Raw genomic sequence first — 16317 nt, forward strand, 5'->3', positions numbered from 1 at the left:
GAGACCTGTTCGCAAGAGCTCGGAGGCGGGGTGGGGTCGTGTCCTTGGTGGCTGAGACCCCACCTCCGCGCTGAGCTGGTTCAGTCCCAGGGGGAGGGACCGCCCCGTTCCTGCCATTCGACGGCAGGGTCGGTGATCCCTGATGAAGGATAGGGCGCAGGGGATTTCTTGAGCAGTGATTCCCCCAGCCGGGAGAGTACGCCGGCGGCAAGCGCTTCGATGTCGGGCCGAGACATCACGTGCAGGCCGAGCGGGTAGTTCTTCACCGTGCCGTCGAGGATGATCAGGTGGATGTCGTCGGGGGTGCACAGGTCGCGGAAGTCGTTGAGACGGTGGCCGGGAAGATCTTCGACGATCACCACGTCGTAGCCGCCTCTGCGGTACGTCTCGGCGAGCGCGATCTCGGCGCAGTAGCGCAGGAGGAGCGTTCGAATGGTGCCCAGTTCATCCGCTGCTGAAGCATGTTCGGAGGCGACCATGCCTGCCAGGACGGGGCCGTCGATCACCATGGACTGGTCGAGATGGCGTCCGATGGCCCAAGCGAGATGATGACAACCCGAGCTCAGGGGACCGGAGATGACGATGAGACGTCCCATCGGTGCCCTGGGCGCGACGGGCTCTCCGGGGACGGCGTCGGAAAAAGGGTTGTTCTGGTCGGTCATAGCGTCTCCATGGGGGCGGTTCGTCGGTTCCTCTCGACTCAGTCGTTCAATGCGGCAGAGACCACGAGACGGGCTTGTTCTTGGACCTGTGTGAGGTGCTCGGCACCTCTGAATGATTCGGCGTAGATCTTGTAGACATCTTCGGTTCCCGAGGGACGGGCTGCGAACCAGGCATTTTCGGTGACGACCTTCAAACCACCGATGGCTGCTCCGTTTCCGGGCGCCGTTGTCAGTTTCGCAGTGATCGTCTCACCGGCGAGGACATCGGCAGTGACATCCTCAGGGGTCAGTGCGGCGAGCCTGGACTTCTCTTCGCGGTCAGCGGGTGCGTCTACTCGAGCATAGGCGGGCTCGCCATGTCTGGCGACGAGGTCTGCATAATGCTCACTGGGGGAACGCCCTGTTACGGCAAGGATTTCGCTGGCCAACAATGCCAGAAGAATACCGTCCTTATCGGTACTCCAGACGCTGCCGTCGAAGCGGAGGAAGCTTGCACCGGCTGACTCCTCGCCGCCGAAGGGGCCGGACCCGTCGAGCAGGCCGGGGACGAACCATTTGAAGCCGACAGGCACCTCGACGAGTTTGCGGCCCAGATCAGCAGCGACCCGGTCGATCATGGAGGAACTGACCAAGGTCTTGCCGATGAAACCGTCCGCGGACCAGTCAGGCCTGGCCCCGCCGAAGAGGTAGTCGATCGCCACGGCGAGGAAATGGTTGGGGTTCATCAGCCCGCCGTCCGGGGTGACGATCCCGTGCCGGTCGGCATCAGCGTCGTTCCCGGTGCTGATCCGGTACTCGCTGCGATTCGCGATGAGCCCGGCCATGGCGGAGGGAGAAGAACAGTCCATGCGGATCTTTTCGTCCCAGTCCAGCGTCATGAAGTGCCAGGTCGGATCGACCAGGGGATTGATCACGGTCAGGTCGATGCGATGTCGATCGGCGATCGCTGCCCAGTAGTCGACGCTGGCGCCGCCGAGCGGATCAGCGCCGATATGCAGCCCGGCATTCCGGATCGCGTCGATATCGACGACATGGGGGAGGTCATCGACGTAGCTGCTCAGAAAGTCATAGGGTGTTGCCTCGGCCCGAGCGCGGGAGAAGGGAACTCGCCGGACGTCCTTGAGGCCGCTTTTGATGTACGTATTGGCGCGTTCAGCGATCCATGCCGTGGCATCGCTGTCGGCGGGGCCGCCGTGTGGGGGGTTGTACTTGAATCCACCGTCCCCCGGGGGGTTGTGGCTGGGGGTGACGACGATGCCGTCGGCCAGACCGACATGGGCGGGCAGATCGGACACTCCTCGGATCTTGCCGCGGTTGGCTCGCAGGATCGCGTGACTGATCGCGGGAGTCGGGGTGAACCGGTCGCGGTCGTCGACCAGGACGGTGATCTCGTTACCGGCCAGGACCTCCAAGGCGCTGGCCCAGGCGGGCTCGGACAGGCCGTGGGTGTCTCGTCCGATGAAGAGGGGGCCGTCGAATCCCTGCGCCTGGCGGTAGTCGACGATGGCCTGGGTCGTGGCCAGGATGTGGTCCTCGTTGAAGGACGTGCGCAGGCTGGATCCGCGGTGACCGGAGGTTCCGAAAGCGACCCGTTGGTCGACCTGTTCAGGGTCGGGCCGTTGGGTGTAGTACGCCGTGACGAGGTGCGCGACGTCCACGAGATCATGGGGCTGTGCGGGACTTCCAGCGCGCGTAACGGTCATGTGTCCATCCTCGCATCGGTGTTCGCGGTGTGGGCGCAAGACCAGGTCGGCGGCCGACGGTTCTGATGATCTGAGTCGGACGGATCGCTTCATTGGAGGCGACTTCTTCAGCGAGTGCTGTCCTATCCTGGCTGGTTTTGTGCGTGCGCCTTTTTTCGTGAGCCTACCGGGAGTGGCTCAGAAGCTACCAGAGCTCGCCGAAACGCCGTGCTGGAATAGCGAAATGCCTGATCAAGGGGTTTTTAGATGTCCTGCGATTGGAGTTGTCGACGGTGTTACCATAATGTGGGTCGGGCGTCCAACAGTGTGTTCTGTGAATAGGTTTCGGCTCGACAATTGGGGTTCTAGGGGGGAACTGCCGCCCATGACAATGGTGCTCACCGCTATTCCTTGGGTATCGACGGCGATTTCTCCTCTTTGCCCCTTGACGGCGAATTCGTCGGATGGTCCCCGAACTCGTCCGCCCGGATTTTTTCTGCGGTGCGGTCCACTGAGGTCGCGACATCTCGTCCCCCACCCGGTCCGTCGCGTTGGCTGCCGAGCGCGGCCCGCTCCGGGACGGAAGCCTTTCCGTCATGCCGGAGCGTGACGGATACAGGTGACAGGAGCGGACGAGGGAGATGCCTCGTCCTTGCATGGACGGAAGCGCCGGCGCCGGCGCGGAACAGGGAAGGAAGTCGTTTGTGAAGGCCGTCATTCTGGCTGGAGGCCTGGGCACCAGGCTGAGCGAGGAGACCGCGCTCAAACCCAAACCCATGGTGGAGGTCGGCGGACGTCCGATCCTCTGGCACATCATGAACGAGTATGCCGCCCACGGCATCAAGGATTTCGTGGTGTGTTGTGGTTACAAGGCGGAGTACATCAAGGAGTGGTTCTCCACCTATGCCATGAGGCAGTCGGACATGACCTTCGACCTGGCCACCGGCGAGGTCGTCATCCACAAACGTGAGGTCGAGGACTGGCGGGTCACCCTCGTCGACACCGGCCTGCATTCGATGACGGGCGGCCGGCTCAAACGGGTCAAGGAATACCTCGGGGACGAGACCTTCTGCTTTACCTACGGCGATGGGGTCAGCGATACCGATATCACCGCGACGGTCGACTTCCACAAGAAGTCTGGTCGACTTGCCACGATGACCGTGGTGCAACCACCCGGACGCTTCGGCGCGATCTCCTTGGGGGCCTGCGAGACCACCATCGAGCATTTCCAGGAGAAACCCGACGGCGATGGCGCTTGGGTCAACGGCGGGTACTTCGTGTGCGAGCCCGGTGTCATCGACTACATCAGCGGTGACGACACCGTCTGGGAGCAGGAACCGCTGCGCGAACTGGCCCATGCCGGTCAGCTCAATGCGTACAAACATCCCGGTTTCTGGCAGCCGATGGACACGCTGAACGACAGGACCAAGCTCGAGAAGCTCTGGGAATCAGGCAACGCTCCCTGGAAGGTGTGGAACTGACATGAAGATCCTGGTTACCGGTACCGATGGTTACATCGGATGCCTCCTGGCTCCGATGCTCGTCGAGGCCGGACACGATGTCGTCGCCGTCGACACGGGCTACTACAAGAACGGCTGGCTCTACAACGGGTTGGCCAGTGCCCCGCTGACCCTGAACAAGGACATGCGGAACCTGACCGAGGCCGACTTCGACGGCGTTGACGCCGTTGTCGCCCTGGCCGAGCTGTCCAATGACCCGGTCGGTGATCTGGTCGGTCCGATCACTTACGAGATCAACCACCTCGGCTCGGCTCATGTCGCCAGGACGGCCAAGGCCGCAGGCGTCGAACGCTTCGTCTACATGAGTTCCTGTTCCGTCTACGGCGTCGCCGAGGGCACCGTCGACGAAACCAGCGCAGTCAACCCGCAGACGGCCTATGGCAAGTGCAAATACCTCACCGAGCAGGACCTGTGGGCGCTGGCCGATGACAACTTCCACCCGGTGGCCCTGCGCAATGCCACCGCTTTCGGAGCCAGCCCGCGTCAGCGCTTCGACATCGTGCTCAACAACCTCTCCGGCCTGGCCTATACGACCGGCGTTATCGCCATGACCAGTGATGGCACACCTTGGCGGCCGATGGCGCATGCGCTCGACCTGTGCAAGGGCATCATGCTCATGCTCGAGGCCCCGGTAGAGAAGATTCACGGCCAGGCCTTCAACTCCGGCAGCAATGACAACAACTACACGGTTCGTGAGATCGCCGAGACCGTGGCCGCCGAGTTCACTGGATGTCAGCTGTCCTTCGGTGCTCCGGGGGCGGACAACCGTTCGTACAAGGTCAATTTCGACAAGATCGCCGATCTTGGTCTGGTCTGCGACTGGGACCTTGCCAAGGGTGCGCGGCAGCTCCACGAGGTCTTCGACGCGATCCAGCTGGACGAGGAGACCTTCACCGGCCGCGGGCACACGCGGCTCAAGCAGATCGAATGGCTCCTGAAGACGGGCCAGGTCGACGAGAAGCTGTTCTGGAATCGGGAGTGGTGAGCATGGAGTTCACGAAGACGGCCGTTGACGGCTGCTGGATCATCGACCTCAAGCCCTTCGAGGATGCTCGAGGTGGCTTCGCGCGGACGTTCTGCACCGAGGAGTTCGCCGAGCACGGCATCCCCACCGACGTGGTCCAGGCCAACATGAGCTGGAACCACAAGGCCGGGACGATGCGCGGCATGCACCGACAGATCGCCCCAGCTGCTGAAGGCAAGCTCGTGCGCTGTATCCGCGGGACGATCGTGGACTGCTGCCTCGACCTGCGCGAGGACTCGCCGACCTTCGGCGAGCACGTCATGGTCGAACTCTCCGCGGACAACCACCGTGCGCTGTGGATCCCGCCGTACTGCGGCCACGGGTACCTGACGCTCACCGATGACACCGAGGTGACCTACCAGGTCTCCGGGAAGTACAGCCCCGAACACGAGCGCGGCAACCGGCACGACGACCCGGCCTTCGGTCTGGAATGGCCCGCCGAGATCATGGTCATCTCCGACAAGGACCAGAGCTGGCCGGACTGGGACGGGAAGAAGATCAAGTGATCGTCGTCGACACGCTGCTGGCGCAGCGGGCAGCCGAGGGGCGCCCGGTCCGCGTCGGGATCGCCGGTCCCGGCTTCATGGCCAAGGGCCTGATGAACCACATCATCAACACCACACCCGGCATGGAGGTGGCCTGCGTCTACGCGCGGAACATCGACAAGGGTGTAGCTGCGCTTGCCAACGCCGGCCGGGAAGGCGAACTCGTCGCCGTCGCCGACGACATCGCCGGTATCGAGGCAGCGGTGGCTCGAGGTGGCACCGCGGTCACGGACAACTACGAGGCGATGACCCAGGCCGCCAGCGTCGACGTCGTCATCGACTGCACCGGCTCGGTCGAATTCGGCTGTCATCTCGCGTTGGCCACCTTGGCCGGAGGTAAACACCTCGTCCTGATGAACGCGGAGGTCGACGCCACGGTCGGTCCGATCCTCAACGCCAAGTTCGAGGACGCCGGCCTGGTCTACACCGGATGCGACGGCGACCAGCCGGGCGTACAGATGAACCTCATCCGCTTCGTCCGCGGGCTGGGGCTCACCCCGTTGGTGGCCGGAAACATCAAGGGGCTGCAGGACCCGTACCGCAACCCGACCACGCAGGAGGGATTCGCCAAGCAATGGGGCCAGGACCCGCACATGGTGACCTCCTTCGCCGATGGCACGAAGGTGTCGGTGGAGCAGGCCCTCGTCGCCAATGCGGCTGGCTTCTCGGTGCACCAGCGTGGTTGCCTGCAGCGTGACCACCGCGGCCACGTCGATGAGCTCACGCAGATGTACGACGTGGACGAGCTCAAGGAACTCGGTGGAGCGGTCGACTATGTGGTCGGCAGCCAGCCCGGTCCCGGGGTGTACGTGCTCGCCACGCACGACGACCCGAAGCAGCAGCACTACCTGAACCTCTACAAACTCGGTCAGGGACCGCTGTACTCCTTCTACACGCCTTACCACTTGTGTCACTTCGAAGTGCCGGACACCGCCGCCCGCGCTGTCCTGCTCGGTGACGCGACGATCAAGCCGTTGCGTCAGGCCCCGCGCGTCGAGGTCGTCACCATCGCGAAGAAGGACCTTAAAGCGGGGGAGGCGCTCGACGCTCTCGGCGGCTACACCTACTACGGCGAGTGCGAGAAAGCCGAGGTCGCCGTAGCCGAACAGCTGCTGCCGGTCGGCCTGGCCGAAGGCTGTGTGCTGAAGCGCGATATCGCCAAGGACGAAGCCATCTCGTACGCCGACGTGGTGGTGCCCGAGGGGCGTCTCTGCGATGAACTGCGTGCCGAGCAGGAACAGGCCTTCGGAGGAGCACAGTGACCCCACCGTTGAACTACCCGCCGGAGCCGAGCCTGAACGCTACCCGGGTCTACGACTACGTCGTGATCGGCGGTGGGATCGTCGGCCTGTCCACGGCGATGACCCTTCTTCAGGAACGCCCGCACGCTGATGTCCTGGTCCTGGAGAAAGAAGACGTGGTCGCTGGCCACCAGACCGGGCACAACAGCGGCGTCATCCACGCGGGGATCTACTACACCCCGGGCAGTTTGAAGGCGAAGTTGTGTAAACAGGGTGCGCAGTGGACCCGTGACTTCTGCGACCACTACGGCATCCCGTACCGCAACACCGGCAAGCTCATCGTGGCCACCGACGACGAAGAACTCGCTCGGATGCACGCCCTGTACGAGCGGGCGCTCATCAACGAGCTCGACGTCGAGCTGGTAGACGCAGCTGAGCTACGTCGTCGTGAGCCGGAGATCACCGGGATCGGCGCCATCTTCCTCAAGAGCACCGGGATCGTGGACTACCGGGAGGTCTGCCGCCAGATGGCAGACGTCATCGGAGCCCAGGGCGGCCAGCTACGTCTGGGGGCCAAGGTGGTAGGGATCCACGAGTCCCTGTCCGAGGTCTCCTTGGACGTGCAGGTCGGTGAGGAAGAGGCTGAGCGTCTCTACTGCCGACAGCTGGTCGTCTGCGGTGGAATCCAGGCCGATCGTCTCGCAAAGATGGCCGGGATCGATGTCGATTTCCAGATGATGCCCTTCCGGGGTGAGTACTACCGGTTGGACCCCAAGCACAATGACATCGTCGACACCCTCATCTATCCGGTGCCCGATCCTGACCTGCCGTTCCTGGGTGTGCATCTGACGCTGATGATGGACGGCGGGGTCACCGTCGGGCCGAATGCGGTCATGGGTTTCAGCAGGGAGGGCTACGAGAAGTACTCGATGAACCCGCGGGACATGGCGTCCTTCATGCGTTTCCCCGGGTTCTGGAAGGTCGCGAAAACCCAGCTGAAGACCGGGCTGGTGGAGCAGTGGAATTCGATGTACAAGCCGGGCTACCTGGAGCTGGTTCGTAAGTACTGCCCGAGCTTGACGACGGAGGACCTCACTCCGGAGCCCTGCGGGATTCGCGCGCAGGCTGTGCGCAAGGACGGGTCGATGATCGAGGACTTCCTCTTCTACGACACGCCGCGCATGGTCCATGTGTGCAATGCGCCTTCTCCTGCAGCGACGTCGGCGATGCCGATTGCTGCCCTGATCACCGAGAAGGTTCTGGCGCACGACGTCTGAACAGTGCGCAGAAGTCGCTGATCCGACCTCATGTGTGTGCTCCGGGGCGGTTGTCCTTCCTTCCAGGATGGACAACCGCCCCAGATTATTCCGGGCATTTACGACATTCCTTCGCGGTGACTTCGATCTATTCTGGACCGATGGCGACCACACCTGACACGCCTGCGCGAGAAGGAAACTCGCTGCGGCCAAGCCCTCCGGCCGCCTCGCGGACCGCTGGGCTGGGGACGGTACTGACCGTCTTCGCACTGATCACCGTGCTCACCGTCGGCATCCTCGGGCGTGACCTGTGGGGCCAATGGCTGAACGGAAATCCTGCTGCGGCCACCTGGGTCGCAGTCTTCATCGCGATCGCCCTGCAAGCCTTCCCCTTCCTGGTGCTGGGCGTTGCGCTCTCGGCCGTGATCGCGGTCTACATCCCCGCTGACACCCTGCGCAGCTACCTGCCGGAAAATGCTGCTGCAGCGGTCCCGGTAGCCGGCATCTCCGGCGCTCTCCTGCCCGGATGCGAATGTGCTTCCGTGCCCATCGCCGGCTCCCTGGTGGCTCGCGGTGTCGCGCCGGCTGCCGCATTGACCTTCCTGCTCGCTGCGCCGGCCATCAACCCGGTCGTCCTCGTGTCGACCTCAGTGGCCTTCGGTGGCGACTGGCGGATCGTGCTGGCCCGCTACCTGGCTTCGCTGATCACCTCCGTGGTGATGGGCTGGTGGTGGCTCCGGATGGGACGGGACGACTTGATCCGGCTGCCTCAGCGAGGGCGGAGCGGAGGCAGCAAGTTCAACCGCTTCACCACCGCTATCACCCACGACCTGCTGCACGCCGGGGGCTTCCTCGTCGTCGGCGCGGCCATCGCCGCCGTCGTCGCCGTCTTCGTCCCTCGCAGCATCCTGGAGGCGTTGAGCAGCAACCTGGCCCTGGCCGTGATCACCCTCGCGCTCTTCGCCGTCATCGTCGCGGTCTGCTCCGAGGCGGACGCCTTCGTGGCGGCGAGCCTGACAGCTTTCCCCCTGACCGCACGACTCGTCTTCATGGTCGTCGGGCCGGCGCTCGACGTGAAGCTGTTCGCCATGCAGGTCGGCACCTTCGGACGCGCCTTCGCCATCCGTTTCGCACCGATGACCCTGCTGGTCGCGGTCACCAGTGCCGTCGTGATCGGGCAGGTGCTCTTGTGAACCGCCGTGATACTCGGTCCCTGGAGAACAGGAGCGACCCGCGATGAACAGACTTCTGGCTGCGCTGGCGACCCTGACCTGCTCGGTCGTCGCGATCCGTGCCGTCTGGCTGGGCGATCACCTGGCCTATGTCAAGGAAGGGCTGACCATTCCGCTACTGGTCGCCGCGGTGGTGGTCTTCTGCGTGGGAGCCTTCGAATGGTGGCAGGCCGTGCGTCATCTCCGCATCGGACGACGCCACGACGATCATGCCCACTCCCACGACGAGGACGAGGCTTGTGCCGCTGGTGGACACCGGCACAAGGCAGGACAGATCGCACCCCGGATCGGCTGGGCGATGCTGGTGCCCTTCGCCGTTCTAGCGGCGGTCCCGCCCACGCCGGTAGGCGCCTACACCGCCCAACGTATCCAGGCGAACCGGGACGCCTCTGTCACGCTGACCCCCGCGAAGGAATTCGATCCCTTGGACCCCCAATCCGAGGTGCTCGAGATGTCGGTCCGTGAATTCTGGGAACGTGCCAGCTTCGACAACAGCCGGAGCCTTGCCGGTCGTCAAGTGCGGATGACCGTCTTCGCCTCCCCGGAAGACAGCGTCGAAGGAGGATGGGTGCTCGCCCGGATGGCAGTTCTGTGTTGTGCCGCCGACGCCTTCCCTGTCAAGGTTCTCCCGCTGGGGGTAGGGCAACGCCCTGCTGACGGTCAGTGGGTCGTGGTCGAGGGCATGTGGGAGCCAGACCCCTCAGCGCCGCACCCCGATGCACCCACCGCAGGGGAGGCGGTTCCTCGTCTACAGGTCTCTTCGATCACGCCCACCACCCAGCCGACGAAACCCTACGTCTGACCCGGACCTCACGCTGGCCGTACGAGGGTCGGGTTGGGCCTCCAGTCCAGGAGGCCCGACCCTTCACCGCCTACGGTGTCAGCGATTACCGTCGCCGGGAGGGATCTCGCCGCCATGCACCGGCGGAAGCGAGCCCAGTCCGGAATCCACGGCCACGTCGGCCTGCACCGGTGAATTCGACAGCTCCGGGCGAGGGGTGCCCAAGGTCGGCCGTTCTTCGGCAGCAGGATGGACCGCTTCGGGGATGACGACCTCCGAGGGCAGGCCGGCCGGCTCGAACCACACTGCCGACAGCTTCTGCATGGACACCGTCGCGGAATAGGGCTGGCCGTGCCAAGGGATCTCCTCGGCCTCGATCTGCCCCATGTTGCCGATGCCTGCTCCGCCGTACTCGCCGGCGTCGGTGTTCAGGATCTCCCGCCACATGCCGCCGTGCGGTAGCCCGATCCGGTAACTGTGATGTTCGACGCCGGAGAAGTTCGCCACACACGCCACCACTGGCCGCTCGCCGGCGGCGTTCTGGGCGCCGAAGCGGAGGAAACTGTAAGCGTTGCCATAACTGTCATTGGCATCGATCCAGGCGAATCCCTCAGGTGAAGAATCCAACTGCCACAAAGCCGGGTGATCGACGTACAACCGGTTCAGGTCTCGTACCAGGCGACGGGTCTGCTCGTGAGGTTCTTGATCCAACAGCCACCAGTCGAGGCTCCGGCCGTCCGCCCACTCCGCGATCTGCGCGAACTCACTGCCCATGAACAACAACTGTTTGCCGGGGAAACTCCACTGCCAGGCGTAGTATGCCCGCAGATTGCTCAACTGCTCCCACGGACTGCCAGGCATTTTGCCCAACATGGACCCTTTGCCGTGCACGACCTCGTCGTGGCTGATCGGCAAGGCGAAGTTCTCGTTGTAGGCGTACACCATCGCGAAAGTCATCTCATGGTGGTGGTACTGCCGGTAGATCGGCGCCAGCTGGGCATACCCGAGGGTGTCGTGCATCCAGCCCATGTTCCACTTCAGCCCGAAACCGAGCCCGCCCATGTAGGTCGGTGAGGTCACCCCACTCCAGCTGGTCGACTCCTCGGCGATGGTCACCGCTCCGGGACAACGCCGGTACACCGTCGCATTGGTCTCCTGGAGCAGCTGTACCGCTTCCAGGTTCTCCCGCCCACCGAACTGGTTGGGCAACCACTCGCCCTCATCGCGGGAGTAGTCCAGGTACAGCATCGACGCGACCGCATCGACTCGAAGACCGTCGGCGTGGAACTCCTCCAGCCAGTACACCGCGTTCGCCACCAGGAAGTTACGCACCTGCGGACGGCCGAAGTCGAAGATGTAGGTACCCCACTCGGTGTGCTCACCGCGCCGGGGATCCGGGTGCTCGTACAACGCCTGGCCGTCGAACCGACCCAGCGCGAAACCGTCCTTCGGGAAATGCGCCGGAACCCAGTCGAGGATGACCCCGATACCGGCCTGGTGCAGCCGGTCCACCAGATAACGGAACTCATCGGGGTCACCGAAGCGACTCGACGGTGCGTAATAGCCGCTGACCTGGTAACCCCAGCTCGGACCGTAGGGGTGCTCCATCACCGGCATCAGCTCCACATGGGTGAAGCCCATCTCGCTGACGTACTCGACCAGCTCTTCGGCCAACCGGGTGTACGACAACCCCTGACGCCAACTGCCCAGGTGGACTTCGTACACGCTCATCGGCTGCAGGTGGGCCTCCCCCGCCTCAGCTCGGCGCTGCATCCATTCGGCGTCATTCCACTCGTAACGGGAGGCGGTGACCACCGATGCTGTCGCGGGCGGGCATTCGGTGGCCCGGGCCAGGGGATCGGCCTTGGTCCGTCGGTAACCGTCCGCCCCGAGGATCTCGTACTTGTAGACGGTGCCCTCTCCGACGCCGGGAACGAAGAGCTCCCACACGCCGGTGCTGCCCAGCGCACGCATCGGATGGGCGGTGCCATCCCAGGTGTTGAAGTCGCCGACCACACGGATCGCGCGGGCATTGGGGGCCCACACGGCGAAGGAGGTACCGGTGACCTCGCCCATGGGGCCGGAATACGTGCGTATCTGGGAGCCCAGGACCTTCCACAGCTCCTCGTGGCGTCCTTCGCCGATGAGGTGCAGATCGAGCTCACCCACCGTCGGCAGGAAACGGTAGGGGTCGTCCTGGCGGTGTCCGAAGCCGTCGCCGTAGTCCACGATCAGCCGGTAGTCATCGGTCTGCGGGATATCCAGCTGGACCTGCCAGATGCCACCGGTCTGGTGCGCCATCGGCCGACGTGAACCGTCCGGGAGCTCGATGTCCACCGAGGAGGCTCCCGGGCGCAGCGCCCTGACCGTGACTCCGCCGTTCCACGGGTGGGCGCCGAGGACGCCGTGCGGGTTGCCATGCCCGCCGTTGACCAGCAAGGTCAGCTCGTCCTCGTCCACCGGGGCGGTGGCCGGTGCCGGGGCCAGCGGAGCAGCTTCTTCTTCCGCCATCGGGGCCATCACCTCGGCAGGTTCCGCCGAGACCTCAGGCTCTTCCACGTCGGTCTCGGGCGATGTCATCCGGACGGTCTCGTCCGATGCCTGGTCTTCAGCGGCGGGGAAGGGCTCTGCGTCCTCCTCGGGGTCCGGCGGAGGCAGAGCGTCTCCTGGAACTACCGGGTCGACGACGACGTCCTCCGGACCGGCAGTGCTCTCCGTGGACGGGAGATCGTCCGGGACATCGGCCGGGGCCGATTCCTCGGCGAATGGTGACAGGGGCTCAGGGCTCGGTGGCTCTCCGGCGGGCGAGCGGTGGAGAAGAACGCCGAAAGGAGAGGGGAAAAAAGCTTTCTCGTGGCTCTCTTCGACGTTGTTCTCTTCGACGTCAGGGGAAGCCTCGGGTTCAACCGGTGCAACGGGCTCAACTGACGCAGCTGGTGGCACCATCCCCTCGGGGGCCTCCGGCCCGACCGGCTCGCTCACCGTCGCAGCAGGCTGGCGCAGCTGTTCGAACAAGGCTGCCGTGTTCTCGGGAGTGATCTTCTCCCCGGCGAGAATGCGTTGCAGGATCGGATTGATCTCGGGCATCGGGGTCGGCGCAGCTGCCGACTCCTCCGCAGGTATCTCGACCGGGGACGACTTCTGGTCGGTCCGGTCTTCGGGCTGCTGTGGCTGGTCTGGGTCGGTAGTCATCTCTTCTTGCTCTGTGGAAGGAGTCGGGGAACACAGCCGGGCGACAGCACCGGCTGGGATAGACAACCACGGGGGCCGGTGACGGGCCTCGTAGACGACTTCATAGAGTGCTTTGTCCAGCTCCAAGGCGCGAAGAAGCGCTGTGGAGTCGGCATTCTCCCGCGGATCGTCCGCGCAGCTGGCATAGCCGTCGAGGAAAGAACGTCGACAGGCTGTCGCCCAGGACTCCAACCGGACGGCCGAGTCCGGATCCTCCTGACCCGCCGACCCCGCGACATAGTCGAAGGAACGCAACATCCCGGCCACGTCGCGCAGAGGAAGATCAGCCCGATTCCGTTCGATCAGCGGACGCAAGGGCTCCCCTTCGAAGTCCAGGAGCACCCAGCCACGACCAGGAACTTCGAGGACCTGACCGAGGTGGTAGTCGCCATGGACACGTTGCAGACGAGGCCAAGCCGAATAAGCGGCCGCAGTGAAGACCTCATTGATCGTCGCCCGATGGACAGCCAGATCAGGGACCGTCGACAACGCAAGATCGCAACGTTCCTGCCAGGAACGCAGCTGCCCCTGACGGGCTGCCCGGCTGGCCGCTTCAACCGGCATCGCCGCCGCCAGATCGAGATGCACCGCAGCAGTAGCTACTCCAAGAGCGAAAGCCCGCTCGGTGAAATCCGTTCCCGAGGCCGCCGCCTCCACCGCGACCCGCCACGCATCCCGGGTCCCCGGGAAGAACTCCTGGGCGAAGGCCAGATGGCCTTCCGCGACGCTGTCCGTCCGGTCCACGCCCGACCAACGTCCGCTCATCGACCCGAAAGGCATCGGCACCGAACGGGAGCCGGCACCGGCCAACGCCGACTGCAGCACCACATCGGGATTCTCCCCGTCCTGCAGGACCCGGAAGATCTTGACGATCAACGGGCAGGGCGCGCCCACTCGATCATGGTCGGGGACATCGACGATCCGGGTGTCACAGATCACCGAGGTGTTGGACTGTTCGCCGGTGAGCACCCGCGAACCGGTCACCTCGACCTGGGCAGCGCCCGGCTGAGGAGCCCCTTGGGCCGCTTCGTCGAGGCCGGGCCCGGCATGACCCCGGTCCGCGGTGCCGCCCCGGGTGATCAGGGAGACGAGCGCGGTGACATAGGCCGGATCCTTCGGGGCGTCGTAGACATACCGGGTGCCGAGGACGGAATGCTCGCAGACACCGATCAAGGCGTCCGCACCGTCCGCCAGTGGAGCATCGCGGTAGGTGACCGGAACCTGGTAGACGACCGGGGGGGTCGCCGACTCGTCCACCACGATCAGGGTCTCCATGCCGACCTGGCCGACCGGGTCCTCGAAGCGGAAACCGCCGACCCTGCGTAGACGCGGGACGATGCCTTTCGCTGCGTACCAGCGTTGCGTCGGTAACCAGGCCGCGAGCAGGTCGAGCTTGCTCGGGGTGATGACCGCGTCGTGGTGGATCTCAGCCATCGTGCTCACGCTCCTGTAGAGACAGCCAGAAGAAGTCCCGAGAACCCACCGTGAACCGGTAGGTCGCGTCCTCGCCGACCATGGGGAAGCCGGAACCACCGAACAGGTCACGGGCCTTGGCCCCGGCAAGCCGCTCCGGAAGGTGTACCGTGCCCGCCTGGGGTCGGCTGGACAGATTGTGCAGGCACAACACGGAGGTGTTCTCCTCACGGCCCTGAGAGGGGTCTGCCTCCAAAGTCCGGGTGAACGCCAGGACAGCTTCGTTGTCGCACTCACGTAAGGAGAAGACACCCAGGCCGAAGACCGGATGCTGCGACCTGACCTGCAGCATGGCCCGTAGCCAGTGCAGCAGAGAGCTGCTCGACGCGACCTGAGCCTCCACATTCACATTGTTGTGGTGGTAGACCAGCGACTGGATCACCGGCAGATACAGCTTGCCGGGGTCGGCGCTGGAGAAACCGGCATTCCGGTCAGGGGTCCACTGCATCGGGGTACGAACCGCATCGCGGTCGTCCAACCAGATGTTGTCCCCCATACCGATCTCGTCCCCGTAGTACAGGCAGGGGCTGCCGGGCAGGGAGAGGAGCAGCGCATGGATCAGTTCGATCTCGGCGCGGCTGTTGTCCAGCAGGGGAGAGAGCCGCCGCCGGATGCCCACATTGGCTCTCATCCGGGGGTCGGGCGCGTACCAGCCGTACATGGCGGTGCGTTCCTCCGGGGAGACCATCTCCAAGGTCAGCTCGTCGTGATTGCGCAGGAAAGTGCCCCACTGGCCACCGGCCGGCACCGGGGGAGTGTCGTTGAGGACATCGATGATGGGGGCGGCTTTCTCGGCGCGCAGGGCGTAGTAGAGCCGTGGCATCACCGGGAAGTGGAAGCACATCTGGCATTCGGGCCGGTCGTCGCTGCCGAAGTAGTCGACCACCTCGTCGGGCATCTGATTGGCTTCGGCCAACAGGACTCGCCCGGGGTACTCGGTGTCGACCATGGCCCGCAGCCGGGCGAGGAACTCATGGGTCTTGGGATGGTTCTCCCCGTTGTGCCCTTCCTCCTCGAACAGATAAGGGACCGCGTCGAGCCGGAAGCCGTCGATACCCAGGTCCATCCAGAAACGGACGGCGTCGAACATGGCTTCCTGCACCGCGAGGTTCTCGAAGTTGAGATCCGGCTGGTGGGAGAAGAACCGGTGCCAGAAGAACTGCCGACGTACCGGGTCGAAGGTCCAGTTGGACACCTCGGTGTCGACGAAGATGATCCGGGCCTCGGCGTACTTGGTGTCGTCGTCGGACCAGACGTAGAAGTCCCCGTAAGGGCCCTCGGGGTCGGACCTGGAGGCCTGGAACCAGGGATGCTGGTCGCTGGTGTGGTTCATCACCAGGTCGGTGATGATGCGGATGCCGCGGGCGTGGGCCTGGCTGACCAGCTCGGTGAACTCCGGGAGCGTACCGAACTCGGGCAGCACCGCGGTGTAGTCGCTGATGTCGTAGCCGCCGTCGCGGAGCGGTGAGGCGTAGAACGGCGGGAGCCACAGACAGTCGATGCCGAGCCACTGCAGGTAGTCGAGTTTGCCGATCAGCCCGGTGAAATCCCCGGACCCGCTGCCCTTGGAGTCGGCGAAGGCCCGGACGAGGACCTCGTAGAAGACCGCCGTCTTGTACCAGTCCGGGTCATGCCGCAGCCCGGGCTGGGTGAGGTTGAGTCCGTGCATG

At 64.6% G+C, this 16317-nt stretch carries 11 protein-coding genes; 7 read left to right on the forward strand and 4 right to left on the reverse strand.

Translation table 11 applies throughout. The features are described 5' to 3' along the window. Window positions 1-80 precede the first annotated feature (80 nt). On the reverse strand, window positions 81-662 hold the full coding sequence (locus DX923_RS03940; RefSeq protein WP_116112851.1) for a hypothetical protein: 582 nt from the start codon (window positions 660-662) through the stop codon (window positions 81-83). Window positions 663-700: 38 nt separating this feature from the next. Continuing rightward, window positions 701-2365, reverse strand: a complete 1665-nt coding sequence (gene pgm, locus DX923_RS03945; protein WP_116112853.1) for a phosphoglucomutase (alpha-D-glucose-1,6-bisphosphate-dependent) — start codon at window positions 2363-2365, stop codon at window positions 701-703. A 683-nt stretch (window positions 2366-3048) separates the two neighbouring features. On the opposite strand from pgm, the gene rfbF reads away from it, so the two are divergent. From rfbF to DX923_RS03980, 7 genes are all read left to right on the forward strand, one after another. Beyond that, window positions 3049-3825: a glucose-1-phosphate cytidylyltransferase gene (rfbF, locus tag DX923_RS03950; RefSeq protein WP_116116139.1), complete on the forward strand. Its 777-nt coding sequence runs from the start codon at window positions 3049-3051 to the stop codon at window positions 3823-3825. Between the two features lies 1 nt (window position 3826). Further along, window positions 3827-4849, forward strand: coding sequence for an NAD-dependent epimerase/dehydratase family protein (locus tag DX923_RS03955; protein WP_116112854.1), 1023 nt, complete (start codon window positions 3827-3829; stop codon window positions 4847-4849). Between the two features lie 2 nt (window positions 4850-4851). Further along, on the forward strand, window positions 4852-5394 hold the full coding sequence (rfbC, locus tag DX923_RS03960) for a dTDP-4-dehydrorhamnose 3,5-epimerase (protein ID WP_116112856.1): 543 nt from the start codon (window positions 4852-4854) through the stop codon (window positions 5392-5394). Beyond that, window positions 5391-6695: an NAD(P)H-dependent oxidoreductase gene (locus DX923_RS03965; protein WP_116112858.1), complete on the forward strand. Its 1305-nt coding sequence runs from the start codon at window positions 5391-5393 to the stop codon at window positions 6693-6695. Before rfbC ends, DX923_RS03965 begins: the two co-directional genes overlap by 4 nt. Continuing rightward, window positions 6692-7951, forward strand: a complete 1260-nt coding sequence (gene lhgO / locus DX923_RS03970; protein WP_116112859.1) for an L-2-hydroxyglutarate oxidase — start codon at window positions 6692-6694, stop codon at window positions 7949-7951. Before DX923_RS03965 ends, lhgO begins: the two co-directional genes overlap by 4 nt. A gap of 140 nt (window positions 7952-8091) precedes the next feature. Continuing rightward, complete coding sequence (locus DX923_RS03975; RefSeq protein ID WP_240322730.1) at window positions 8092-9123, forward strand: permease; 1032 nt, start codon at window positions 8092-8094, stop codon at window positions 9121-9123. Window positions 9124-9166: 43 nt separating this feature from the next. Further along, a complete protein-coding gene (locus tag DX923_RS03980) occupies window positions 9167-9964 on the forward strand; it encodes a TIGR03943 family putative permease subunit (RefSeq protein WP_116112861.1) in 798 nt (265 codons plus the stop codon). A gap of 78 nt (window positions 9965-10042) precedes the next feature. On the opposite strand, the gene glgB is transcribed toward DX923_RS03980, so the two are convergent. Further along, entirely contained in the window at window positions 10043-14608 is a 4566-nt protein-coding gene (gene glgB / locus DX923_RS03985) for a 1,4-alpha-glucan branching protein GlgB (protein WP_116112862.1), read from the reverse strand. Then, window positions 14601-16316 (reverse strand): maltose alpha-D-glucosyltransferase, encoded by a 1716-nt coding sequence (gene treS, locus DX923_RS03990; RefSeq protein ID WP_116112864.1) that lies wholly within the window; start codon window positions 16314-16316, stop codon window positions 14601-14603. The genes glgB and treS overlap by 8 nt, the downstream gene beginning before the upstream one ends. Between the last annotated feature and the right edge of the window lies 1 nt (window position 16317).

Source organism: Austwickia chelonae (assembly GCF_003391095.1).
Lineage (GTDB): Bacteria > Actinomycetota > Actinomycetes > Actinomycetales > Dermatophilaceae > Austwickia > Austwickia chelonae_A.